21 protein-coding genes are annotated in these 23,703 nt (G+C 73.8%); 14 read left to right on the top strand and 7 right to left on the bottom strand.

Annotated features, from left to right (window positions below; all coding sequences use genetic code 11):
- Window positions 1–66 precede the first annotated feature (66 nt).
- Window positions 67–1,647: an MFS transporter gene (locus tag OG370_RS22430; RefSeq protein ID WP_328467030.1), complete on the bottom strand. Its 1,581-nt coding sequence runs from the start codon at window positions 1,645–1,647 to the stop codon at window positions 67–69.
- A gap of 76 nt (window positions 1,648–1,723) precedes the next feature.
- Here OG370_RS22430 and OG370_RS22425 point away from each other — a divergent pair, with 76 nt between their 5' ends.
- Complete coding sequence (locus OG370_RS22425; protein ID WP_328467028.1) at window positions 1,724–2,167, top strand: protein-tyrosine phosphatase family protein; 444 nt, start codon at window positions 1,724–1,726, stop codon at window positions 2,165–2,167.
- A 183-nt stretch (window positions 2,168–2,350) separates the two neighbouring features.
- Complete coding sequence (locus tag OG370_RS22420; RefSeq protein WP_328467026.1) at window positions 2,351–2,893, top strand: hypothetical protein; 543 nt, start codon at window positions 2,351–2,353, stop codon at window positions 2,891–2,893.
- Between the two features lie 118 nt (window positions 2,894–3,011).
- Here the strand turns inward: OG370_RS22420 and OG370_RS22415 are convergent, their stop codons facing one another.
- A complete protein-coding gene (locus OG370_RS22415) occupies window positions 3,012–4,949 on the bottom strand; it encodes a glycoside hydrolase family 2 protein (RefSeq protein WP_328467024.1) in 1,938 nt (645 codons plus the stop codon).
- Between the two features lie 161 nt (window positions 4,950–5,110).
- Here OG370_RS22415 and OG370_RS22410 point away from each other — a divergent pair, with 161 nt between their 5' ends.
- From OG370_RS22410 to OG370_RS22395, 4 genes are all read left to right on the top strand, one after another.
- Complete coding sequence (locus OG370_RS22410) at window positions 5,111–6,268, top strand: LacI family DNA-binding transcriptional regulator (RefSeq protein ID WP_328467022.1); 1,158 nt, start codon at window positions 5,111–5,113, stop codon at window positions 6,266–6,268.
- 307 nt (window positions 6,269–6,575) lie between these two features.
- Entirely contained in the window at window positions 6,576–7,916 is a 1,341-nt protein-coding gene (locus OG370_RS22405; protein ID WP_328467020.1) for an extracellular solute-binding protein, read from the top strand.
- Between the two features lie 12 nt (window positions 7,917–7,928).
- Entirely contained in the window at window positions 7,929–8,927 is a 999-nt protein-coding gene (locus OG370_RS22400) for a carbohydrate ABC transporter permease (protein ID WP_328467018.1), read from the top strand.
- Entirely contained in the window at window positions 8,924–9,808 is an 885-nt protein-coding gene (locus tag OG370_RS22395; protein WP_328467016.1) for a carbohydrate ABC transporter permease, read from the top strand. Before OG370_RS22400 ends, OG370_RS22395 begins: the two co-directional genes overlap by 4 nt.
- A 37-nt stretch (window positions 9,809–9,845) precedes the next feature.
- Here the strand turns inward: OG370_RS22395 and OG370_RS22390 are convergent, their stop codons facing one another.
- On the bottom strand, window positions 9,846–10,364 hold the full coding sequence (locus OG370_RS22390; protein WP_328467014.1) for a GNAT family N-acetyltransferase: 519 nt from the start codon (window positions 10,362–10,364) through the stop codon (window positions 9,846–9,848).
- A gap of 134 nt (window positions 10,365–10,498) precedes the next feature.
- Here OG370_RS22390 and OG370_RS22385 point away from each other — a divergent pair, with 134 nt between their 5' ends.
- From OG370_RS22385 to OG370_RS22370, 4 genes are all read left to right on the top strand, one after another.
- The gene (locus tag OG370_RS22385; RefSeq protein ID WP_328467012.1) at window positions 10,499–10,744 is read left to right on the top strand and encodes a hypothetical protein; all 246 of its coding nucleotides are present in this window, start codon (window positions 10,499–10,501) and stop codon (window positions 10,742–10,744) included.
- A 129-nt stretch (window positions 10,745–10,873) separates the two neighbouring features.
- Window positions 10,874–12,085, top strand: a complete 1,212-nt coding sequence (locus tag OG370_RS22380) for a PP2C family protein-serine/threonine phosphatase (RefSeq protein ID WP_328467010.1) — start codon at window positions 10,874–10,876, stop codon at window positions 12,083–12,085.
- A gap of 360 nt (window positions 12,086–12,445) precedes the next feature.
- Window positions 12,446–12,808, top strand: a complete 363-nt coding sequence (locus OG370_RS22375) for an STAS domain-containing protein (RefSeq protein ID WP_328467008.1) — start codon at window positions 12,446–12,448, stop codon at window positions 12,806–12,808.
- 170 nt (window positions 12,809–12,978) lie between these two features.
- Complete coding sequence (locus OG370_RS22370; protein WP_328467006.1) at window positions 12,979–13,605, top strand: DUF5994 family protein; 627 nt, start codon at window positions 12,979–12,981, stop codon at window positions 13,603–13,605.
- A gap of 38 nt (window positions 13,606–13,643) precedes the next feature.
- Here the strand turns inward: OG370_RS22370 and OG370_RS22365 are convergent, their stop codons facing one another.
- Window positions 13,644–14,576 (bottom strand): LysR family transcriptional regulator, encoded by a 933-nt coding sequence (locus OG370_RS22365; RefSeq protein WP_328467004.1) that lies wholly within the window; start codon window positions 14,574–14,576, stop codon window positions 13,644–13,646.
- Between the two features lie 70 nt (window positions 14,577–14,646).
- Here OG370_RS22365 and OG370_RS22360 point away from each other — a divergent pair, with 70 nt between their 5' ends.
- Window positions 14,647–15,906 (top strand): TDT family transporter, encoded by a 1,260-nt coding sequence (locus tag OG370_RS22360; protein WP_328467002.1) that lies wholly within the window; start codon window positions 14,647–14,649, stop codon window positions 15,904–15,906.
- On the opposite strand, the gene OG370_RS22355 is transcribed toward OG370_RS22360, so the two are convergent.
- Entirely contained in the window at window positions 15,903–17,051 is a 1,149-nt protein-coding gene (locus tag OG370_RS22355) for a peptidoglycan recognition protein family protein (RefSeq protein WP_328467000.1), read from the bottom strand. The genes OG370_RS22360 and OG370_RS22355 overlap by 4 nt on opposite strands.
- A gap of 402 nt (window positions 17,052–17,453) precedes the next feature.
- On the opposite strand from OG370_RS22355, the gene OG370_RS22350 reads away from it, so the two are divergent.
- The gene (locus OG370_RS22350; RefSeq protein ID WP_328466998.1) at window positions 17,454–18,077 is read left to right on the top strand and encodes a DUF998 domain-containing protein; all 624 of its coding nucleotides are present in this window, start codon (window positions 17,454–17,456) and stop codon (window positions 18,075–18,077) included.
- Window positions 18,078–18,226: 149 nt separating this feature from the next.
- Window positions 18,227–18,844 (top strand): alpha/beta hydrolase, encoded by a 618-nt coding sequence (locus OG370_RS22345; RefSeq protein WP_328466996.1) that lies wholly within the window; start codon window positions 18,227–18,229, stop codon window positions 18,842–18,844.
- Between the two features lie 37 nt (window positions 18,845–18,881).
- Here OG370_RS22345 and OG370_RS22340 read toward each other — a convergent pair whose 3' ends face one another.
- Together OG370_RS22340 and OG370_RS22335 are read right to left on the bottom strand one after the other, a co-directional pair.
- On the bottom strand, window positions 18,882–19,859 hold the full coding sequence (locus tag OG370_RS22340) for an acetylxylan esterase (RefSeq protein WP_328466994.1): 978 nt from the start codon (window positions 19,857–19,859) through the stop codon (window positions 18,882–18,884).
- A gap of 45 nt (window positions 19,860–19,904) precedes the next feature.
- Window positions 19,905–22,316, bottom strand: coding sequence for a glycogen debranching N-terminal domain-containing protein (locus OG370_RS22335; protein ID WP_328466992.1), 2,412 nt, complete (start codon window positions 22,314–22,316; stop codon window positions 19,905–19,907).
- A gap of 198 nt (window positions 22,317–22,514) precedes the next feature.
- On the opposite strand from OG370_RS22335, the gene OG370_RS22330 reads away from it, so the two are divergent.
- Window positions 22,515–23,648: a LacI family DNA-binding transcriptional regulator gene (locus tag OG370_RS22330; RefSeq protein ID WP_328466990.1), complete on the top strand. Its 1,134-nt coding sequence runs from the start codon at window positions 22,515–22,517 to the stop codon at window positions 23,646–23,648.
- Window positions 23,649–23,703 lie beyond the last annotated feature (55 nt).

The following is a 23,703-nucleotide window of genomic DNA, read 5'->3' as shown; positions in this document are numbered from 1 at the left end:
CACACCCGGGAACGGCCCGGCGCGCCGCACCGGCACGCCCTGACCAGAGCCGCCGCCCGCCGCTCCTCAGCTCTGCGGCGCGTCCTCGCCCGGTGCCGTCCCCGCGCAAGCGGAACCGCCGGGCGCCCCGTCCGTATCCCCGGCCCCAGTCCCGCCCCCGTCCCCGTTTCCGTCCGGGCGCCGGCCCGGCGCCCGCGGACCGAACCACGCGGCGGCCACCGCCACCGCCGCGGCCACCACCAGGACCGCCGCCGCCCAGCGCGCCGCGCCCGTACCGCCGGCGAGGGAGCCGCCCGCGGGGCCGTACCGCTCGCCGAGGTGCAGCGCGAGGGTGACCAGGGCGACGCCGAGTGCGGTGCCCAGCCCGCGTGCCATGTTGACCAGGCCGCCACCGGTGCCGGAGGACCGGCGCGGGATGGCCGCCATGATCATCGCGTTGTTCGCCGGGGTGAAGGTGCCCAGGCCCAGGCCGACGACGGCGAGCACCACGGCCAGCAGGCCCGCGGTCAGCGGCACCACCAGCAGCGCGGCCGTCGCGGCGGTCAGCACGCCCGCGCCCAGCACGCACCGGCCGCGGTCGGACAGCCCGCGCGGCAGGACCCGGTCGCCGCCGGTCGCGGCTGCCGCGAACCCGGCCGGGAGCGCGGTGAGCACCAGCCCGGTGATCAGCTCGGACGAGCCGGACCCGGTGAGCACGACGGGCACCAGCACCAGGGGCCCGAAGAGCACCAGATACCCGCTGAGCGCGCCGACCAGCCCGAGGGAGACCGTACGGCCGCGGACCAGCGCGAGGTCGAGCAGCGGGGTACGCGCCCGGCCCTGCCGCACCACGAATCCCCAGGCCGCCGCGGCCGCCACCGCGAACAGCGCCACGACCGCCCAACCCGGCACCGGCAGGCCCGAGGCCGCCGACACCCCCAGCAGGCCGCCGCCCGTCGCGGCGGCGAGCAGCGCGAGCCCGGGCCAGTCGAAACCGCCGCTGCTGCGCCGCTCCCTGGTCCGCGGCAGCAGGTAGTGCCCGGCGACCAGCGCGAGCACGCCGATCGGGACGTTCACCCCGAACACCCAGCGCCAGCCCAGCGTCGAGACCAGCACGCCGCCGACCGTGGGCCCCAGCGCCAGGCCCAGCGCCTGGGCCGCCGCCTGCACGCCCAGCGCGGCCCGCATCCGCTCGCGCGGCGCGCTCGTGGTCACCAGCGCCACGCTGTTGGCCTGCATCAGCGCGGCACCCACCGCCTGCACACCGCGGAACACCACCAGCATCAGCAGCGAGGGGGCCAGCCCGCACACCGCCGAGGCCGCCGTGAACACGGCGAACCCGTAGAGGTAGAGCAGCTTGCGCCCGTGCGCGTCCGACAGCCGTCCGGCCGGTACCAGCAGGGCGATCAGCACCAGCAGATAGGCCAGGGACACCCACTCCACGGCGGCCGGCGAGGCGTCGAACCGCTGCCGCAGCCCGCCGTAGGTGAGCGTCACGATGCTCGCGTCGAGCTGCCCCATGAACGCGCCGAAGCAGACGGTCGCGACGGCCAGCCGCCATGCGTACGGGCGGCCGCGCACCGCGTCCGGCCGGGCCCGCTCGTGCAGCAGCAGCGCCGGCCAGCGCGCACGCCCGTCCGCCGGCCGGGTCCCCGCACGCGTCGTCATACGGCCGAGCATACATCGGTCACCGAACTGTTCGGAGACCGTCCTGGGCCGGGGCCGCGGCGGCTACCCTCGGCGCATGAGCGGTACGTGGGAGCCGGCCGCCGCCGGCGTGCTGAGGCTGCCGTCCGGACGGCTGGTGCGCGGGCGGGGGCTGCGCAACGCGCTGCCCGAGGGGCCGCCGCCGGACTTCGCCGTCCATCTGCTCGGGCGCCGGCCGCCGCCGGTGGAGTGGGAGGCGCGGTGGGTGCACTGGCCGGACTTCCGGCTGCCGTCGGACCGTACGGCGTTCGCCCAGGCACTGGCCGAGCTGTGGCGGCGGGCGGAGGACGAACGCGTGGAGATCGCCTGCGGGGGCGGGTTCGGGCGCACCGGCACCGCGCTGGCCTGCCTCGCGGCGCTCGACGGCGTCCCCGGCGACGAAGCCGTCGGCTACGTCCGCGCGCACTACTCCCGCCGGGCCGTCGAGACGCCGTGGCAACGCCGCTTCGTGACCGCCTTCGCCCGCTCCCGCCGGCCCTGACGACCACCCCCACCAGCTCCGACACCCGCTCGCCCTCGGCTCCGACGCCCGCCCCCGGCAGCTCCGACACCCGCTCCCGCCGGCCTTGTCGCCGAGCCCCGCACGCTCGGCTCTCCGCGTCCGGCGGCGCTGTCCGGTTACGATCCTTCGGGGAATCGAACAGTCGGACGGAGGAGAGTACGCGTGAGCAGCAAACCTGACCTGGTCGGCGTCGTCGGATCGGCCCGGGCCCTGGGCTCGCTCGCGGTGCTGACCGGTGCGGCCGGGGCGCTGCCCGTGCTGCTCGGGCACACCAAGGGGCTGAGCGGCGCGGTGGTGGCCGTGATCGGGGCGCTGCTGTTCGCCATACCCTGCGCGTGGTCCGCCGGGCCGCGGCGCGCCTGGTACCGGACCCGGCTGGAGGCGGCGGTACCGGCGCCCGACGAGTCCGTGGTGACCGCGCCGGAGGAGACCTTCGAACGCGTCACCCGCCCGATGACCTCCACGGTGATCGTGTCGATCGGCGTCGGGCTGCTCATCGCGTACACCACCGGCATCCCCGCGGGGCTCGTGCTCAGCGGTGTCGGCGCGGGCATGCTGAGCCAGGCCCGGTGGGTCGCCCGGCAGGAACGCGCCCAGGGCGTACGGCTGCTCTGCCCGGCCGCCCCGAGCCGGGTCTCCGCGGACGACCCGAACCTCGCCGCGTACCAGGAAGTCCCCTTCTACACGCTGCCCCCGCGGGCCTGACCCCGGCGGAGCCGCCGCGCGCGGAACCTCACGCGGACGCGCCCCAGGCGGACCCGACCCCCGCGGGCATGGCGTCGCCCCGGCCCCGGCACGACCGGGGCCGGGGCGACGCCGGCCGTCACTCGGAGTCGCCCGGCGCGGAGCCGCCCCCCTTCGTCCCGGTGACGATCTCGCTGATGGACTCCAGCGGCAGCTTCGGGGTGCCGTCGTCGAAGAGCAGCCCGTTGGTCTCCTGGGCGGTGTCCATGAACTGCGTGTAGCAGAAGCCCGCGACGAGCGGGCTGCGCAGAAGCGCGCCGAACATCTCCCGCAGCAGCGCCGCGTACTGGGTGTCGGAGCTGGTGTACGTGTACGCGAAGTCGCCCTCGTCGGCGCGCAGCGACAGCCCGCCGAACTCGGTGACCATCAGCGGGGCGTCGCCCGCGGCGAACCGTTCGGCCTGCGCCGCGGTGAGCGAGAGGGCACGGCCGGACGGGCCCGGGCCGGCCAGCACCGCGTCGAAGGCGGCGGCGTCGCCGTAGCGCGCGGTCAGCTGGGCCGGGTCCGCGGTGTAGTCGTGCACGCCGAGGATGTCGCTGTCGGCGTGCTCCCAGCCCTCGTTGGAGACGACCGGCCGGGTCGGGTCGAGGGCGCGGGTGAGGTTGGCGAGCGCGACCGAGAAGTGGCGCTGCGCGGGATCGCGGGCCAGGTCGGTGATGCCCCAGCTCTCGTTGATCGGGACCCAGGTGACCACGCTCGGGTGGCTGCGGTCGCGGTGGACCAGGTCCAGCCACTCCCGGGTCAGCGTCTCGACGGCCTCGCCGCAGAAGTCGTACGTCGCGGCGGTCTCGCCCCACACCAGCAGGCCGAGCCGGTCGGCCCAGAACAGGAACCGCGGGTCCTCCGCCTTCTGGTGGATACGGGTGGCGTTGAAGCCCATCGCCTTGGTCAGCTCGACCTCGCGGCGCAGCTCCCCGGTGCCGGCGTTGGCCAGCAGGGTGCGCGGGCGGTAGCCCTGGTTGAGCACCGAACGCACGTAGTAGGGGTGGCCGTTGAGGAGGAAGGCGCCGCGCCCGACGCCGACGGAGCGCACCCCGACGTAGCTGTCCACCCGGTCCACGACGGCCCCGGCCGAGGTGCCCGCCCCGGCTCCGGCTCCGGTCCCGGCCTCGCCCGGATCGCGCACGGTGACCCGGGCGTCCAGCAGCACCGGGTGCTCCGGGCGCCACACCAGTTGCTCCCGGTCGATGCCGTTGCGCAGCGCGGGAATCTCCACGTCGATCCGGGCCCGGCGGCCCCGGAGCACGGCCGAGGTCTCGGCGAGCACCTGGTCGCCGCGGCGGATCACCACGTCCACGGCGAGCGGGGCGGCCGGCGGGCGGGCGAGCGTGACCTCGGCGGTCACGCCGCGCGCGGGGTCGGTGGTCCACGCCAGCTCGACGATGTGCCGCGCGGGCACCGACTCGGTCCACACGCTCTGCCAGATGCCGGTGGTCCGCTCGTACCAGACCGCGTGCGGCCGCTCCTGCCAGTCCTGCTTGCCGCGCGGCTGCGCGAGCTCGACCGGGTCGTCCTCGGCCCGGACCACCAGGACGTGCTCGGCGGCGCCGGGCCGCAGCGCGTCGGTCACGTCGGCGGTGAACGGCGCCTGCCCGCCGACGTGTTCGGCCACCAGCCGCCCGTCGAGCCACACCCGCGCGCGGTGGTCCACGGCGCCGAAGTGGATCAACGCCCGCCGGTCCGCGGCGCCTTCGGCCGGGCCGTCCGGCACGAGGACCGCGTGCGGGACGCGGCGCCGGTACCAGACGACCGGGTGCCGTCCGGTCTCACCGACACCGGAGGCCGGCGCCTCCGGCGGGAACGGCACGGTGATCCGCCGGTCGAACGGGTCGGCGCCGGCGCCCGAACCGCCCGCCGCCGGACCGCCCTCGGCCGGATCGCCGGCCGCGAACCAGGACTCGCGCTCGCCGACCGCCGCGTCGTCGTACCCGAAGTCCCACTCGCCGTCCAGACTGCTCCACTGCTCCCGGCAGAGCATCGGCCGCGGATACGACCCGTCCTGCTCGCTCGCCCTCACGGCTCCTCCTTCTGCCTGCCCGGCAACGGGCGTCGTCACGACCTGGGGTCGTAAGATTCGTGTGATCAAGGTCGGCGTCCAGCTTGGGCGATAATTTGCATCGATGCAAGAGGCAGCATCCCGAGCGGACCCGACCCGTTCCGACCAGAGGGGAACGCCCGGTGGCCAGAGTGAGGATGCGCGACGTCGCCGAGCACGCCGGTGTGTCGGTGCGGACCGTGTCCAACGTGGTCAGCGGATACACGCACGTCAGCGAGGCGACCCGGGCCCGGGTGCAGCGCTCGCTGGACGAGCTGGGCTACAAGATGGACTACCTCGCGCGCGGCCTGCGTTCGGGCCGCACCGGGTTCGTCGCGCTGGCCGTGCCGTTCGTGGTGGAGCCGTACTTCGCCGCGCTCGCGCAGGCCGTCATCCAGGCCGCGGCCCGGCGCGGGATCACCGTGCTCGTGGAGTCGACCGGGGGCGACCGCGAGGTCGAGCGGCGCATCCTGGCGGGCGGCCTGACCAACGTCGCCGACGGCGTGCTGTTCAGCGCGCTCACCGTGCCGGCCGCCGACGTCCCGCCCACCGGGCCGGACTTTCCGCTGGTCATGCTGGGTGAGCACAATGTCGGCGACCACCTGCCGCGGGTCGGCATCGACAACGTGGCGGCCGCCCGCACCGCCGTGGAGCACCTGCTCGCGCAGGGCTGCCGGCGGATCGTCGCGCTCGGCCTGAACGGCAGCGAGAACGGCCGGCAGCGCGCCGAGGGCTACCAGCAGGCGCTCTCCGCGGCCGGCGTGCGGCGGGTGAACTGGCTGGTCGAGCCGGTCGCGGACTGGACCAGGGCGCAGGGCTACGCGACCGTCCGGCGGCTGCTGGAGGGCAGCGGGCCGCTGCCCGACGCGATCTTCGCCTTCAACGACGCGCTCGCGGTGGGCGCGTTGCGCGCGCTCGACGCCTCGGGGGTGCGGGTGCCGGACGAGGTCGCGGTGGTGGGCGTGGACGACATCCCCGAGTGCGCGTACACGCACCCCCCGCTCACCTCGATCGCGCCCGACCTGGACGTGATCGCCGAACGCGCGCTCAGCCTGCTGGACGCGCAGACCCGAGGCGCCAGCCGGCCGGGCGGCACCGGCACCGGCACCGGCCCCCACACCACCGGCGTGACCTGCGACGACGCGGCGGACGGCGGGGAATCCGGCGGTCGGGAGGGCGCACGGGAGGACACCTCGGAGGGAACTTCGGAGGGCGCCCAGCACTGGGCGGGCGCCTCGGAGGCGACCCCGTTCCGGCTCGTGGTCCGCGAGTCCTCGCGGCGCCCGCCGACCGCGAAGTAGCGCGCGCCGGAAGCGAAGTGGCGCGGCCCCGGACCCGGAGCGGCACCCCGCGCCGGCGGCGCCAGCCCCGCCCCCGCGCGCGCCCGTACCCGGCCTCCGCGCCGGCCCGGTGTGCACCGGTCCACCGTTCCCGCGCCCGTCCCGGACCGGGCGCGCGGCGGCGCGGGCCTGCCCTACGTCACCGACCTCCGGGTATGTCCCGCCTCGCCCTCGAAGGGACTTGCCGCAGGGCTATTGCAACGTTGCAAATCCTATGCCAAGGTCTCCGGCATCGAGTTCACATCGAATTAACGAGGTGAATACGCCCATGAGCGGAGCGTTGGGGCGCCGCCGGTTCCTGGCGCTCGGTGGAGGGCTGGCCCTGTCCGGAGGACTCGCGGCGTGCTCTTCCCCGTTGGCCACGGGTCTGGCCGGCACGCAGCCGGACACCGCGGACGTCATCTTCTGGAACCTGTTCACCGGTGGTGACGGCGCCAACATGGTGCTGATGGAGAACGCGTTCCGCAAGGCCCACCCGGGGCTGTCGGTCGAGGCGACCATCCTGGGGTGGGGGAACCCGTACTACACGAAGCTGGCGCTGGCGACGGCGAGCGGCACCCCGCCCGACGTCGGCATCGCGCACCTGTCCCGGCTGCCGCTGCTGGCCGCGGCCGGGCTGCTGGAACCGGTGCAGGACGCGGGCGTCGGCGAACTCGGCATCACCGCGGACAAGTTCACGCCCGCCGCGTGGAAGAAGGCCACCGTGGACGGCACCGTCTACGCGGTGCCGCTGGACACCCACCCGTTCGTGCTCTTCTACAACACCGACCTGGCGCGCAAGGCCGGGCTGCTCGACGCGGCCGGCGACGGCCTGAAGCCGATGAAGGACGGGGCCGCGTTCACCGACGCGCTCCGGGCGATGAAGGACGCCGGCGCGCAGTACGGCGCGGTGATGTCGACCACCGCCGACCCGTCCACCTGCTGGCGCTACTTCAGCATGATCTACTCCGGCATCGCCGGGCCGGTCGTCACGGACGCGGGCACCAAGGTCGACGTGGACGACGACGCGGCGCGGTCGACGTTCGCGTTCATGCAGAGCCTGACCGCGGGCGGCCTGATGCCCAGGAGCCTGACCGGCTCCGGGGTGAACGCCCTGTTCTCCACCGGCAAGGCGGGCTTCCTCTTCGACGGCGAGTGGCAGATCCCCACCTACCGCGGGGTCAAGGACTTCCACTTCAACGTGGTGCCCTTCCCCGCGCTGCTCGGCCCCAAGCCGGTCGCCTACGCCGACTCGCACTCGCTGGTGATCCCACGCAGCGGCAAGCGGTCCTCGGCGCGCACCGCGCACGCGGCGCTGTTCATCAAGAGCCTGCTCAACAACAGCGCGACCTGGGCGCACGGCGGCCATGTGCCGGCCTGGCTGTCCACCCAGCGCAGCAAGGCCTTTCTCGACCAGACCCCGCAACGCAACTACGTGCAGGCCGCGTTCAACGCGGTGTACGACCCGGTCGCCTGGTACACCGGCGCCGGCTCGGACTTCCAGACCACGGTGGGATCGACCGTCATCGAGGTCATCGCGGGGCGGCTCAGCCCCAAGTCGGGTGTCTCCCGGCTGCGTTCGGACCTGAAGCGCTACACCACCGCCCGACCGCCGGTCACCATCGGATAGGAGGCCGCCACCATGACGACCATCGCCTCTGAGCGGCCCGCCGAGCGGCCCACCAGCCGCGTCACGCTGCGCACGGACCGGGAGCGCGCGCCGCGTTCCGACCGGCGGGCCGGGCTGCTGCTCAGCTCCCCCTTCCTGATCATCTACCTGCTGTTCATGATCGGCCCGCTGCTGGTCGGCGTCGTGGTGAGCTTCTTCAACACCACGACCGTCAAGAGCGGCCTGGGCGGCTGGGTGGGCCTGGCCAACTACCGTGCCGTGCTGGAGGATTCGCTCTTCTGGTCGGCGATGTGGCACTCGGTGCTGTTCACCTTGCTGACCACGCCGCTGCTGGTGGTGCTCGCCCTCGCCTTCGCCGTCCTCGCCTCCCGGATCAGGCGCGGCACCGTCTTCTACCGGCTGGCGTTCTTCGCGCCCTACGTCGTGCCGTCGTCGGTGGTCGTGCTGGTCTTCCTGTGGATGTACACCCCGCAGGTGGGGCTGGTCCCCAAGCTCTTCAGCGCGGTCGGGCTGACCTCGCCGGACTTCATCGGCTCCACCTCGGGCGGCTGGACCGCCGTGGTGCTGATGACCCTGTGGTGGACCTTCGGCTTCAACTTCGTCCTCTACACCGCGGCCATCCAGGACGTGCCGCCCGAGGTGTACGAGGCCGCCGCCATCGACGGCGCGAGCCCGTGGCAGCAGATCCGCTTCCTGACCGTGCCGCTGCTCGGCCGCACCACCAGCCTGGTGCTCATCCTGCAGATCCTGGCCTCGCTCAAGGTGTTCGACCAGATCTACCTGCTGCTGGGCGGCGGCCCGAACCAGTCCACCCGGCCGGTCATCGAGTACATCTACGACACCGGGTTCACGTCGTACCGCGGCGGCTACGGCGCCGCCGCCACCATGGTCTATTTCGTCATCATCGTCGCGATCTCGGCGGTCTGGTACGGGCTGCGCCACCGCCGTACGACCGTCGCCGAACGGGCCGCCGAACGGCCGGCACCGCGGGCCGAACGGAGGACCTCATGACCACCCTTGCCCCCGTGCGGCGGCGCCGCACCCCGGCGCCGGCGGCGATCGCGGACCGCTCCAACGGAGCGAAGCTCTTCAACCGGCTGTGCGCGGTGTGCGTGACGCTGTTCGCGCTGATCTGGCTGGTGCCGCTGGTGTGGGCGCTGATCACCTCGCTGCGCTCGGACGGGTCGATCACCGCCAAGCCCACCTCGCCGTTCGCGGGCGGCTGGTCCTTCCACGCGTACTCCTACGCGTGGGACAACTACCCGCTCGGCTACTGGTACCTCAACAGCCTGGTGATCGCCACGCTCGCGGTGCTGTTCACCGTGACGTTCTGCTCGATGGCCGGCTTCGCGCTGGCGCTGCTGAAGTTCCCCGGGCGCAACGTGGTGATGGCGCTGGTGGTCGCCGGGCTGATGCTGCCCACCGAGGGGCTGGTGCTGCCGCAGTTCATCGAGTACCGCTCGCTCCATCTGCTGGGCACCTACTGGGCGTTGGTGCTCCCGTCGGTCGCCGCCCCGGTCTCGGTCTTCGTCTTCCACTCCTTCTTCCAGGGCATCCCGACGCCGCTGATCGAGGCCGCCCGGCTGGACGGGGCGAGCTGGTGGCGGATCTACCGGTCCGTCTGCCTGCCCATCTCCCGCCCGGCGGTCGCCACCGTCGCCATCCTCACCTTCATCAGCTCCTGGAACGCCTTCCTCTGGCCGCTGCTGGTGCTCAGCCAGACCAAGTCCCAGACCGTGCCGGTCGGTCTGGCGTCGCTGGTCAACCCGAGCAACATCCAGTACGCCGAGGTGATGGCGTCCTCCGTGCTCGGATTCCTCCCGCTGATCGCCGTCTTCCTGGTCTTCCAGCGGCAGATCGTGCAGGGGGTCGCGACCACCGGCCTGAAGTAGCCGCGCGGCGCGACGGCTTCGGCCAGGGTGGCCCCGGTCAGTCGGGCGGAGGCACGGCGGGAGCCGCGTACGACCGTACGGACACGATCTGTTCGGGGCTCCAGCGCTGCTCGGTGGTGGCCAGCAGGCGCCAGCCGAGCCGTTCGTAGAGGGCGGCGGCAGCCGTGTCGGTGGCCACGACGTCGAGCACCGGGTGCAGGCCGAGGTCGTGGGCCGCCCGGGTCGCCTCGGCCATCAGGCGCGCGCCGATCCGGTGGCCACGCGCGGCCGGTGCCACGAAGAGCCGGTTGACGACGGCGGTCTGCCCCGGGCCCGCGCCCGCCTCCGCCGCCCACAGCGCCGGCGCGAGGTCGTCCGAGCCGCTGCGGGAGATCACCGCGTGGCCGGCGACGGCGCCGTCCAGTTCGGCCACCCAGGCGGCGAGCAGCGTGGACGGCGACAGCCAACCCCCGGGGTCGGCGGGCCAGTTCACCGGGTAGCCGTCCTGCCGGTGCACCGCCGCGAGCACCGTGGCGCAGCCTTCGAGGTCGGCCGCGACGCGCGGGCGTACGGACACCCCCAGGTCCCGACCGCGCCCCCGCACCGGCCCCTGCGGTACCCGCCCCTGCCCCATTCCGCCTCCGTCGCTCCGCCCGCCACCGTCTGCGACCCAACGTACAGGGCCGTCCGCCGGGGCCCGCAGGTGCGACCATGGCGAGCATGGAAACCGACGAGGCACGCCGTACAGCCGTTGCGCACTTCACCGAGGGCGGCTCGAAGAACGCGGGGTGGACCGTCACCGGACCCGCCCTGCAGGACGTACGGACCGCGACCGGGTCCCGGCCGTCGCTCGTCTTCACCTTCCGCGCGCCGGCCAGCGATGCCTGGAACCGGAGGTCGTTGCCGCTGCGGGTGGCCGTCGACGCCGAGACCGGCACCGCGGAGACACTGCGCTGACCTTCGCCCGCCCGCCTTGGGACGCACCCCCTACGCCCGTATCGCCATGAATCGGTGCGCTTCGCCGTGTTGGCGCCTTTTCCCATGCTATGCAGGGGTGTGGAAGAACACCGGCGGCAGCCCCGCGGTATGACGGTCGATCGCTCCGAGGGGTTCGGGGAGCGCCTGCTGGGCGTTCTGCTGGACCGGGCGCACGAGATGCCGCCCGAGCTGATCGCCCCGCTCGTCGCGGAGGAGGTCACCCGGATCGGCGGACGCGACGTGTCGGTCCTGCTCCAGGACTACGAGCAGTTGATGCTCATGCCGCTGCGCGGCCGGCGGCTCCTCGTCGAGGAGCCCCAGCCGGTGTCCGGGTCGCACGCGGGCACGTCCTTCCTGGAGGCGAAGACGATCGAGGTCGAACAGGACGGCGGAACAAGGATGTTCCTGCCGCTGCTGGACGGCAGCGACCAGGTGGGCGTCATGGCGGTGACCCTGGACACGGTGGACGACGACGACCGCCGGCTGCTGCGCCGGCTGGCGGGCCTGGTCGCCGACATGGTGGTGACCAAGGACAGCTACACCGACGTCTTCACCCTGACCCGGCGCCGGGCCCCGATGAGCGTGGCCGCCGAGATCCAGTGGTCCCTGCTGCCGCCGCTGCGCATGGCGGTGCCCCAGGTCGAACTGGCGGGCATCCTCGAACCCGCGTACGACGTCGCGGGCGACAGCTTCGACTACGCCCTCAACGAGGACGTCCTGCACGTCGCCATGATCGACGCGATGGGGCACGGACTGAGCGCCGCCGTGATGGCCACCGCCGCGATCGGCGCCTACCGCCACTCTCGCAGGAGCGGCGTCGGCCTGTCCGGGATCTACGCCTACATGGACGAGGTGATCGCCGCGCAGTTCGGGCCCGAGCAGTTCGTCACGGCCCAGATGATGCAGCTCGACGTCAGGACCGGTCGGCTGCGGTGGGTCAACGCCGGCCATCCGTGGCCGCTGCTGATCCGCGGCCACGACGACATCCGGCAGTTGCACGGCACCACCACGCTCCCGGTGGGCTTCGGCGGCCAGGAACCCGTGGTCAGCGAGCAGACGCTGCGCAAGGGCGACCGCGTGCTGTGCTTCACCGACGGTCTCGTCGAGGAACACCGCTCGGGCGGGAAGGAGTTCGGCCTCGACCAGCTCACCTCGGTGATCTCCGAGGTGAGCCTGCGGCACCACCGGGTCCGGCCGATGGTGCAGGACCTCTCGCACACGCTCAAGCAGGCCCGCGGCGGAGTCACCACCGACGACGCGACGATCCTGCTCATCGAGTGGCGCGGCGGGACGGCCGACCACCTGGCGACGTTGGACTGACGGCACGGGCCGTGCGCCGGGCCCGCCGCACACCGCCAACGCCCGCCGCACGCCATACGCCGCCCACGCCCGCCGGACGCCACCACGCCGGCTTGCGCCACACGGGCTATGCTGCTTCTACGACGTCCTGGACCCCGGCGGCAAACGCCCTCCCGTACGTGTTCCGCGTACGGATGCCCGTCGACGCGCACCGGTCCTCCGGTCCGCCGGCGCCACACCCTTTCGAGGAACCCGCGCTTCCCCGCCGACCCGACGTCCGTCGCCCACGAGCCGCCGGAACGGCACTTCGCCCCTCCGCCGCCTGCCGACGTACGACCGCACCCGGACAGCCCGGGGCGGTCCCGTGAACCGAGGCACATCATGTCCCTGCCGCACGCGCTCCACGCCCACCGCCACGACACGGAGAACCGCGCGATGATCACGCTCACCGGCGAGGTGGACCTCGACTCGGCACCGTTGATACGCGAAACCCTGGGACGGTGCCTGCTCGACGGCATACGCACCATCGACGTCGACCTCACCGCCGTCAGCTTCTGCGACTGCAGCGGCATCAACGCCTTCCTGGCCGTCGCGCTGCGCACCACCGAGGCCGGCGGGGTGCTGCGGTTGCACCACCCGGCGCCCGCGGTGGCGCGGGTGTTCGCGCTGACCGGGTCGGCCGCCCTCCTTCCCGACGAGCCCGCCGCGGTCCCCGTGCCCGGACCGGCCGCGCGCGCCGCGTGACGGCGGCCGTACGACGACGCCTGCATGACGGCACCGGCTCCCGGACCGGCCGAAGAGTAGGGTTGAGCTACCGAGGGTATTTCGCGCACGGGCGACCACGCTTGTGTCGTTTTCGGCGATCGACGATGCCGGGATTCGGTCCATCGCCGTCCCGGACCAAGGTTCGCGCCATGCACACGCTCACTCCGACCATGCGGAACTCCCACGACGGCACGACGACTCCCGACCCGGCCGCTTCCGGCCCGGCCTCCGACCGGCCGTCCACCGAGCGGTCCGCGGGTCCCGCGCTGCGCCTGGCACTGGCCCGGCCCGGCTCCGCCCGCGCCCTGCTCGACGGCGCCTGGTGGCCGTACTCCCGCGACCTGACGGCGGAACTCCCCGGGCTGATCGATGCCCTCGACGCGCGATGGGACCGGATCACCCGGGTCACCGTCAACCCGACCTACTGGCCGGTCGTCCCGCACAAGGTCCCGGTGCCGGGGCACGTGGTGAAGGTCGGCTGGTTCGCGGAGCAACAGGACCCGCACAGCGTGATGTTGCTCTCCTACCAGGTGGGCCGCTGGGACCTCCTGGTGATCCCCCCGGAGACCGACCCCGACACGGCCGACCGGCTGATGGCGGCCACCTCCGACCCGCAACGGCCCATGACGGCAAGCCAGTTGATGGCAGAGGCGGGCCACGGGACGGAAGGCCCGGACGCCGCCGCGCCCACCGACCAGGACATGGAGGCGGTGTGGACCTCCGAAGGGGGAACCGTCGCCGACGGCCTCCCCTCGGTCGCGGGCGCGCACAGCTGAGCCCTCGACGCGGCCGAACCGCGTGCACGGCCGAGCCCTCAGCGAGGCGCCGGGGGCACCCAGCGGCGGGCGATCGCGGCGAGTTCGCGGGCCGCGCCGGAGAACTCCTGGCCGGTGCGGTGCACCACCCGCAGCGTGCGGGTCAGGTCGAGCCCGTCGACCGGGACCGCGACGACGGTGCCGGCCGCGAGGTCCCGCTCGACCGCGAGCGAGCTGAGCACGGCCGGCGCCACCCCCTCGGCCACCGCCGTCTTGATGGCGGTGGTGGACGAGACCTCGATGACCGGCGCGGCCAGCGGGCGGGAGGTCCTGGCCCGCAGCGCGCGCTCCAGGTAGAGCCGGGTGCCGGAACCGTGCTCGCGACTGACCAGGGAGGTCGCGGCCAGCTCGTCCGGGGTGACGGCGGCCGGCGGCCGGCGGCGGGCCCACGGGTGCTCCGGGTGCACGATCACGGTCAGCTCGTCCCGCCCGACCGGGTCCGCGGTGATCCCGCGCGGAACCGCCGGGCCCTCCACGAACCCGATCACCGCTGCGCCGCTCAGCACGGCCGCGGCCACCTCGTCGGAGTTCCCGGTGGTCAGCGCGACAGCGGTGCCCTCGACCGCCGCGTGGAAACGCACCAGCCAGTGCGGCAGCAGGTACTCGGCGATGGTCATGCTCGCGGCCACCGGCAGCCGCGCCTCGGCGCTGAGATGCAGCGAGGTGAGGCCGGCCTCCAGCGCGGCGGCCGCGTCGAGCGCCGTACGCGCCCAGTCGGCGACCAGCGAGCCCTGCGCGGTCAGCCGCGAGCCCTGCGGCGAGCGCTCCAGCAGCGTGACCCCCGTACGCCGCTCCAGGTACCTGATCCGGGAGCTGGCCGCGGGCTGACTGATGCCGTGCTCGCGCGCCGCGGCGCCCAGGCTGCCCAGGCGCGCCACGGACAGCAGCAGGTCGAACGGGCCCAGGTCGCTCACCCGGCTGGTCAAAGGCATAAGTCGAGTCTATGGCGCCATGCCGTATTGCTCCCTACCGGCGGTCCCGGCCCGGCCCGAAGGTGGGGACATGACCACCTCGCTCGCCGCATCGCCGCGATCCGGCGGACCCCGGCCGGCGCACCGCCTGCCCTGGGGCCTGCTGCGCGAACTCGACCACCCGTCCGACCTGTTCCGGCACCTCGGCCCGAACTGGTACGCCTCGGTCATGGGCACCGGCATCACCGCGAACGCGGCGGCGACGCTGCCGGTGCACGCGCCGGGGCTGCGGACGGCCGCCACCGTCGTCTGGGCGCTCGCCGCGTTCCTGCTGGTGGCGCTCACCGCGGCCTGGGCCGTGCACTGGACCCGGCACCGCGAGCAGGCCAGGGCACACGCGCACCACCCGGTGATGGCGTACTTCTGGGGCGCCCCGCCGATGGCGCTGCTCACCGTGGGCGCGGGCACGCTCTCCCTCGGGCAGGACTGGATCGGGCTGCACACGGCCGTCGTCGTCGACGTCGTGCTGTGGTCCGCGGGCACCGCGCTCGGGTTGGTCACCGCGGTGTGGATTCCGTACCGGGTGATGACCGGCGGCAAGACGTCCGCCGACTCCGCGTTCGGCGGCTGGCTGATGCCGGTGGTGCCGCCCATGGTCTCGGCCGCCACCGGCGCCGCGCTCGTCCCCCATCTCGCGCCCGGCCAGGGCCGGTTGACGCTGCTGCTGGGCTGCTACGCGATGTTCGGCATCAGCCTCTTCGCGAGCGTGGTGATCATCACCCAGATCTGGGGGCGGCTGGTCCACCACTCGATCGGCCCGGCTGCCATGGTCCCCACCCTGTGGATCGTGCTCGGCCCGCTCGGCCAGTCCGTCACCGCCGCCAACCTGCTCGGCAACGTCGCGCACCTCGCCCTGCCCCGCCCGTACGCCGACGCGGCGGAGGCGTTCGGCTTCCTCTACGGCGTCCCCACCTGGGGCTTCGCCATGATGTGGCTCGCGCTGGCCGCGAGCGTCACGGTGCGCACCTTCCGCACCGGCCTGCCCTTCTCGCTGACCTGGTGGAGCTTCACCTTCCCGGTCGGCACCTGCGTCACCGGCACCAGCGCGCTCGCCGTCCACCTCGGTTCGACGCCCCTGAAGGCGGCGGCGGTCGCGCTCTACGTCCTCCTCGTCGCCGCCTGGATCACCGTCGCCGCCCGGACCGCCGCGAACAGTGCCCGCGGCGGTCTCTTCCGCCCCGCGCCGCTGCCGGGAGCGGCAGCGGGCGCGGGTACGGGGGCAGCAGCGGGCGCAGGCGCCGGTGGGAGTACGGGCGCGGGGGCCATGGCCGGCCGGTCAGCCGGTCGTTAGCAGTCGAACGCCTCGCGCACCGAGCCGCCGACGACGACGCACCACGTGCTCAGGTCCACCTTGCCGTCGGGGGTGAGGCCGTGCAGGCGCTGCATGCCCTGCACGGCCTTCATCGTCGCGTGGTCGTAACTGCCGCTGACGGTGACGTCGCCGTAGCCCTTGCGGCTCAGCATCAACTGGAGCGCGCTGACGGGGAGTCCGGTGGCGTGCTTGTCGAGGAGGGGGGCGAGCGCCTCCCAGGTGGTGGCGTCGAAGGTGCAGTCCGCGGTGACCGGTATGCCGTGCGTGGTCTGGAAGTCGGCGACCGCGTCGTTCATGTCGAGGCCGAAGTTGCCGTCGGTGGCCAGGGCGTAGCCGGCGTTGTCGAGGAGGTACTGCGCGACCTCGACCACCGGGCCGTCGACGAACCGCCAGATGTCCGGCCAGCGGCGGGCCGGGATCTGCGCGTGCGGGGTGTGCATCGCCTTCAGGACGCGCCTGCGGACCATCGGGAACTGCGCGTAGAACGCGATGCCGGGGCAGTCGGTGGTGTAGAAGTCCCAGTGCCCGAAGATGTCCCAGGCGTTCAGGCCGAACTGCCGGCACACCGCGACGCACAGCTCCACCAGCGAGTCCAGCAGCGCCTCGGGCGGGGTCTCGGTGATGTACGTGCCCTCGTTCTCGATGCCGATCGCGTTGCCGTTCTCGCCCGGGCAGTGCGCGGCGATCACCTGGTGCTCGCCGGTCTCCAGCGTCGAGAGGCTCTGGTGCCGCCCCTCCAGCACGTATCCGCCGCGGCTGACGGTGAAGTGCTGGCCGGTGTCCGCCCAACCGTTGGTGTCCATGTGCAGGTTCTGGCAGTCCTTGGCCAACTGGATCGCGTGGTCACGCGAGTAGTCGGTCACGTTCGGGAACGCCATGTGGTGCAGGATGATCTTGTTGGTGGCGTTGCCGGTGATCTGGATCGGGCTCGACGGCGGGCGGGCGCCCCAGGTGTCGCAGTCGATGATCCAGGGAAACTCCGCCGAGGGCGTCTCGGGCGCGGCGCCCGCGGCGTGCGCGGCGCCGGGGAAGGCCAGTTCGGTGCCGACGACGGCGGCCACGGCCCCTCCCAGGCCGACCTTGAACAGCGTGCGCCGATCGACCTCGTGCTCGTGGACGGCCATGCAGTCTCCCGTGACGAACGTGGCGGCCTCTCCCGGCTGCCAGTGGCACCCGGAGAATATGCGGCCGACTGACGCTTCACCAGAAGCTCTTCGAGATCGTCACGACGACCGCCGCCGGATGTCCCGGAAAGGCCGTGCATGCGCGGCTTTTCGCTCCGCGGCGGAGGGTCGGTCCGTATACGGGGACGCGCGGGGTGCGTGCCGGGAGGACGGACGGGGTCGCGTTCGGGGAACGTGCGTGCCGCACGTCGTGAGGGCGGACGGCGCTACGTCAGGAGGGCGCGGGGCCACTCGTCGCATGCGCGGCGAACGCGCATGCGGCGCGGCTGGAAACGTTCGATCGGGCGCCGCGAGGAACTCGCAGGATGCGCGCGTGCGATGTGACGGTTTTATCATGGACTAATGCGACTTGTGGCTTGGTGGGCGCTGATCTCGTCGAGCTGTGCCCCTGTTCTGCTGGTCGTGGGATTCACCACGGCCACGCTCCTGGAAGAGCCGGGATACAACCCTGTCACGCAGACGATCAGCGTGCTCGCCGCCGGTAACCATCGCGGATACCTGGTGCTGACCGGGACGCTGATCGCCGTCGGAACCTGCTACATGGCGACCGCGTGGGGGTTGCGCGCCGCCAAACTCTCCGGACGGCTCTGTCTGGCCGGCGGCGGGGTGGCGGCGATCCTGCTGACGGTGTTCCCCGCGCCGCGCACCGGCGGCTCGATGTCGCACGGTGCCGTGGTCGGCGTCGGATTCACCCTTCTGGCGCTGTGGCCGGTCTTCGCCACCCGCCGCGGCCGACGGGCGCCATGGGGTCTGCGGTTCGTGCCGTCGGTCGTGGTGAGCGCGCTGATGTGGATGGGGGCGGCCTGGTTCCTGTTCGAGGTGGAGAGCGACGGCGCGGCGGGCGTCGCCGAGCGCGTCGTGACCTCGGTACAGGCGCTGTGGCCGGTCGTGGTCGTGGCGTCCTGCCTGTGGCAGGCCCGGCGCCAGGCCCGCCGCCGCGCCGCGGTGGCACAGGCGCGGACGTAGCCCGAGCCCTTCTCTCCACCCGGGGATGGATCGCGGATCTCCACCCGGGATCAGCCAGGTTCAACCCGTGGGTTGGTCCGCTCGCGGGGGCGAATCGGCAGCATGGAAGGCGTTCTCCTTCCGCTGACTGTCGAAGGGCGGGTCGACCCGTGGGTTCCAACGGTCTGATCAACGTGGCCGTCGCCGTGGTGGTCCTGATCTGGCTGCTGAGCCGGCAGCTGTCCACGCGCCCGGTGCGCGAGAGGTCCCGGCTCGGCCTCGTCCTGATCGTGGTGGGCGTGATCGAGACCGTCTCCTTCACCTCCCAGCACAGCCTGTCCGGCCGGGACGTCTCGCTGCTGGCGCTGAGCCTGGCGATCGGGGTGGCGCTCGCCGCCGTCCGCGGATTCACCCTCTCCGTGTGGCAGGAGGGCGGCCGGACCCTCCGCAAGGGCGGCCCGCTCACCGCGGTGCTCTGGATCGCCGGCTCCCCGCAGAACGTATGGCCCTGCGCCTTCTGGGCCACCCCGACATCGGATCGCGCCCCCGCGCCCAGCCCCCGCGGCCCCGCGAACATCCTGCTGGTGCAGAACACCGCCGACCCGTCCACGCCGGTAGCCGGTGCGCGCCAGACCCTCCGCGCCTTCGGCCACCGCGCGGCGATGGTCACCGTGAACGCGGCGGGCCACGGCGTGGACACCTCCCACGGCTGCGTGGCGGCGGCTGTGACCCGCTTCTTCATACAACTGCGGCAGCCCCGCTCCGGCACCTGCCCGGCGGCGGACTGACCCCGCCGCCGGGTGGCGCGACCGCCAGGCGCCCCGGTCAGCCGACCTCGCCCAGCACCGACCGCAGGAAGTCGAGCTGGTGGACCACCTGGTGCTGCCCGCCGCCTTCATGACGGTTGTACGGCCAGACCCGGATGTCCTTCGGCCCCGCGTAGTGGTTGTGGGCGGCGAAGACCGTCGAGGGCGGGCAGATGTCGTCCATCAGGCCGACCGCGAAGAGCGCGGGCGCGGTGGCGCGGGCGGCGAAGTTGACGCCGTCGAAGTAGGACAGGGTGTCGAAGACCTGCTCCACCTGGTCGCGGTGGGTGCGCAGATAGGTCCAGATCTCGCGGTAGGCGTTGCCCTCCACGACGGACAGCGCCCGCCGGTAGTGGCACAGCGACGGCTGGTCGATGACCGCGGCCCGTACCCCGTCGGCCAGTGCGGCGGCCGCGAGCGCGATCCCGCCGCCCTGGCTGCCGCCGGCCACCACGACCCGTTCCCGGTCGACCGCCGGGTGGGCGCGCGCGGCGTCCACGGCGCGGACCGCGTCGGTGAACACCCGGCGGTAGTAGTAGTCCTCCGGGCGCTGGATGCCGCGGGTGACCATGCCCGGCGAGGAGGAGCCGGCACTGCCGTGCGGGTCGCCGGTCGCGCCGGGCTGGAGCGAGCCGCCCTGCCCGCGGGTGTCCATCAGCAGGTGGACGTAGCCGGCGGCGGGCCAGGTCAGCCACTCGTACGGGAAGCCGCGCCCGCCGCCGTAGCCGAGGTAGCCGACGACGCAGGGGCGGGGCGTGCGGGCGGCGGCGGGCACCAGCAGCCAGCCGGCCACCAGGTCGCCGCCGTACCCGGGGAACCGCACGTCGTAGACGCGCACCTCGCTCAGCCGGGCGTCGTACGGCGTGAACTCGGCCGGGCGGTCGTGGCTGCGGGCCTCGGCGAGCGTGGTGGCCCAGAACGCGTCGAAGTCCGGCGGCTCCTGACGGTCCGGCAGGTAGCGGCGCAGTTCGTCGAGCGGCAGGTCGGTCTCGGGCACGGGGCTGTCCTCCTCCGTGGGGCGGGGTCGGGGTGCGGCAGGGCGTCAGGACCGGGGGGCCATCCGGTGGGCGCCTTCCAGCGTGAGGCTGTCCGGGGCGGAGACCTCGGCGCGCCCGTCGGCGTCGAGCCGTACCGAGAGCGGGGCGCCGCCCACCCGCAGTCCGCTGACGTGCAGCGGGCCGAACGCACCGGCGGCGGCGGGGTCGATCCGCAGCCGGCCGCCGGGCACGTCGGCCGACAGCCCGAGCGCGGCCTGAAGCAGCAGCACACCGGCGGCGGCCGACCACGCCTGGGGGCGGCAGGCGGCGGGGTAGGGGGCGGGGGCCTCGTCGTAGCCGCTGCCGTGCCCGCCGTACAGCTCGGGCAGGCGGGCCTCGAAGCCGACCGAGGCGGCGACGATGCCCTTGGCCAGCGGTACCGCCTGGGCCGGGAAGCCGGCCCTGACCAGGCCGTGCACCGCTATCGCCGTGTCGTGCGGCCACACCGAACCGACGTGGTAGCCGAGCGGGTTGAAGCCGGCGTTGCGGCTGCTGAGGGTGCGCACGCCGAAGCCGCAGTCGAGATCGGGCCCGGCCAGCCGGTCGGCGAGCAGCGCGCTCTCGTCGTGGTCCAGCAGCCCGGTGCCGAGCAGGTGCCCGAAGGCGGAGGTGGCGGAGTCGACCGGGCGCTTGTCCACGTCGAGCGCGACCGCCGGGTAGCTGCCGAGCGCGTCGGAGACCCAGAAGCTCTCCCGGAAGCGGCGCCGGACGGTGGCCGCCCACTCCTCCCAGCGGTCCGCGCCGGGCCGGTCGAAGGCGCGCAGCAGGGCGGCCCCGGCGAGGGCGGCCTCGTAGGCGTACGCCTGGACCTCGCACAGGGCGATGGGCGGCGCGGCGAGCCGTCCGTCGCGCCAGCGGATGGAGTCGCCGGAGTCCTTCCAGCCCTGGTTGGCCAGGCCGCGGCCGGTGCTGTCGACGTACTCCAGCAGGCCGTCGCCGTCCGCGTCGCCGTAGCGGGCCAGCCACTCCAGCCCGGCCTCGGCGTGCGGCAGCAGCTCGGCGACCTCGGCGGCGGGCATGCCCCAGCGCCACGCGTCGTGCAGCAGCGTGATCCACAGCGGGGTGGCGTCCACGGTGCCGTAGTAGACGGCGGGCAGCGCGCGGGAGTCGGCCAGCCGCAGCGGCTCGCGGCGCACCTCGTGCAGGATCTTGCCGGGCTGCTCCTCGGTGTGCGGGTCGACGCGGGTGCCCTGGCGGCGGGCCAGGGTGCGCAGGGTGCCCGCGGCCAGCTCGGTGCCGAGCGGCAGCAGCATGCGGGCGGCCCAGAGCGAGTCGCGCCCGAAGAGGGTGAGGAACCACGGGGCACCGGCGGCGAGGAAGGTGTCGCCGGGGTGGTCGGGGTCGGTGAGCAGCAGCCGTTCCAGGTCACCGACCGAGCGGGCCACGAGCCGGTCCAGCCGCTGGTCGGCGGAGGCGAGCCGGGGGTGCGGCCAGTCCACGCTGCCGGGGGCGGGAGCCGGGAAGGGCGCGGGCCGCGGGTCGTACACGGTGCATTCGAGTACGGCCTGCCAGGAGGCGCCGGGGGCGAGCGCGACGCGGTAGCGCAACTCGCCGTCCTCGGGGTGGACGACCGGGGCGCCGGCGAGGGTGGCCGGCGCGGCGCCCGGGTCCGGGTCGGTGCCGTCGGCGTCGGCGTCGGCGTCGGCGTCGGCGTCGGCGTCGGCGTCGGCCGCGACGTCAGCCGCGGCTTCGGCGGTTGCCGTGAGCGGGCGCAGCACCACCCGCAGCCCGTCCTCGTCCTGCCAGATCAGACCGGTGGCCGCGGCGTCCGCGTCGTCCGCGGCGGTCTCGGCGCTGTCAGGTGCGCCGGTGCCGCCGGACGTGCCGGAGTCGCCGCGGCCACCGGGGTCGTGGGGTCCGAAGTGCTCGGCGGAGGCCGCCGCCGCGGGCCTAGGCCGCGGGAAGCGGCCGCTCTTGACGTCGTCCATCCGCGCCAGGTCGGTGCCCGCGGCCACCACCATGGTCAGTGAGACGTGCAGGGCGCCGGAGTTCGTGATCCGCAGCGTCTCCCGCAACCGGCCGGGCGTCAAGCGTCGGACCCGATGGAGCGTGACCGCCGGGTCGGCGGTGATCTCGCCCACACCGCGCAGCACCGCGCGGTAGGCGGTCTCGTCGGCCGCCCGCAGCGTGTGCCCGAGCGGCGCCAGCAGCACCGGCACGGCGCCCGCGCTCCCATCCGTACCGGCGCCGCCGCCCCCGTCCGCGTCCGTCTCGAAGCGCACCTCGAGGCGCGACAGCGCGCGCCGGTCACCGTGGAAGAAGCCGTCCGCGCCGCCGGCCAGATCACCGCTGCGACGGGAGAGCGCCAGGCTCGGCGCGTACACGGTCGTACAGGCGTCGTGCAGGAACGGCTGGAGCCCTTCTGCTGCACCCGCGGAAGACGGGGGTTCGGCGGCGGAGCGCCCCTGGACAGCCATGTTCACGGTGCTGTGCCTCTCGTCGTGACGACGGTTGGTCGATGTGGGATCGATGCTTTGATCATCGTTTGGATCGATCAAATAGCACCTTACCCCTTGCCAACCAGCACCTGAAGGGGATTTTATCGTTCCATCAAACGCAGCGCTGCGTCGGTAACGTGGTGCCGCGGGGACTTCGGAGAACGAGGGAGGCCGTAGGTGGCGCGTGGCAAAGCCGCAGGTGGCAACGGGGGCAAGCCGGTAACGCTGGCCATGGTGGCGCAGCGGGCCGGGGTGTCGGCGCAGACCGTTTCCAATGCGCTGAACTCCCCCGACCTGCTGGCCGGCGAGACCCTGGAACGGGTCCGCCGGGCGATCGCGGACCTCGACTACCGGCCGAGCCAGGCCGCCCGCTCGCTGCGCACCCGCTCCAGCCGGCTGATCGGCTACGGCCTCGCCCCGACCCCGCCGACCATCTCCACGTTCGTGGCCGACCGCTTCCTGCACGCGCTGTCGGACTCGGCCGACCGGGCCGGTTACCGGGTGCTGCTCTTCGCCGCGCCGTTCGGTACCGAGGACGAGCAGGAGCGCTACGACCAGCTCGTGCGCGACCACTCGGTGGACGCGTTCGTGCTCAGCAACACCCACCGGGGCGACCGCCGGCCGGGCTGGCTGGCCAAGTGGGAGATCCCGTACGTGGCGTTCGGCCGCTCCTGGGCCGCCCGCGACGCCGGCGACTGGGTCGACGTCGACGGCGCGCACGGCACGTCCGAGGCGGTGGACCACCTGGTCGCCGTCGGGCACCGCCGGATCGGCCTGCTCGGCTGGCCGCGCGGTTCCGGCGTCGGCGACGACCGGGCCCGCGGCTGGCGCGAGGCGATGGAACGGCACGACCTGCCGGTACGCGGCCTGCGGCGGTTCGCCGAGGACGACGCGAAGGCGGCCCAGGAGGCCGTGGCCCCGCTGCTGGACAACGGCAACGGCGTCACCGCCGTGGTCGCGGTCAGCGACACCCTCGCGCTGGGCGTCTACCGGGCGCTGCGCGAGCGCGGCCGTACCCCCGGCACCGACGTGGCCGTGGTCGGCTTCGACGACTCGCCGGCCGCCGCGCTGCTCTCGCCGAGCCTCAGCAGCCTGCACCAGCCGCTGGAGGAGGTCGGACGGGCCTGCACCCGGCTGCTGGTGAACCGGATCGAGAACCCGCGGGCCGATCCGCAACAGCTTCTGCTCGCACCGGAACTGGTGGCCCGGGAGAGTTCCGCGCCGCACCCGGGCGAGCGGTCGGAGCAGCCGGAGCCGCACCCGGACCCCCGCCCGGACGCGCACCCGGCCCCCCACCCGCACCCGGAATGACCCCCGGCCCCGCCCCCGGGCCGGGCCCCCACCCGCTTTCGCTTTCGCACCCGCA

Origin of the sequence: Streptomyces sp. NBC_00448, assembly GCF_036014115.1 — a bacterium.
GTDB lineage: Bacteria > Actinomycetota > Actinomycetes > Streptomycetales > Streptomycetaceae > Actinacidiphila.
Note: the sequence above shows the minus strand (reverse complement) of the source record. Positions and strands in the feature narration are given on the sequence as shown.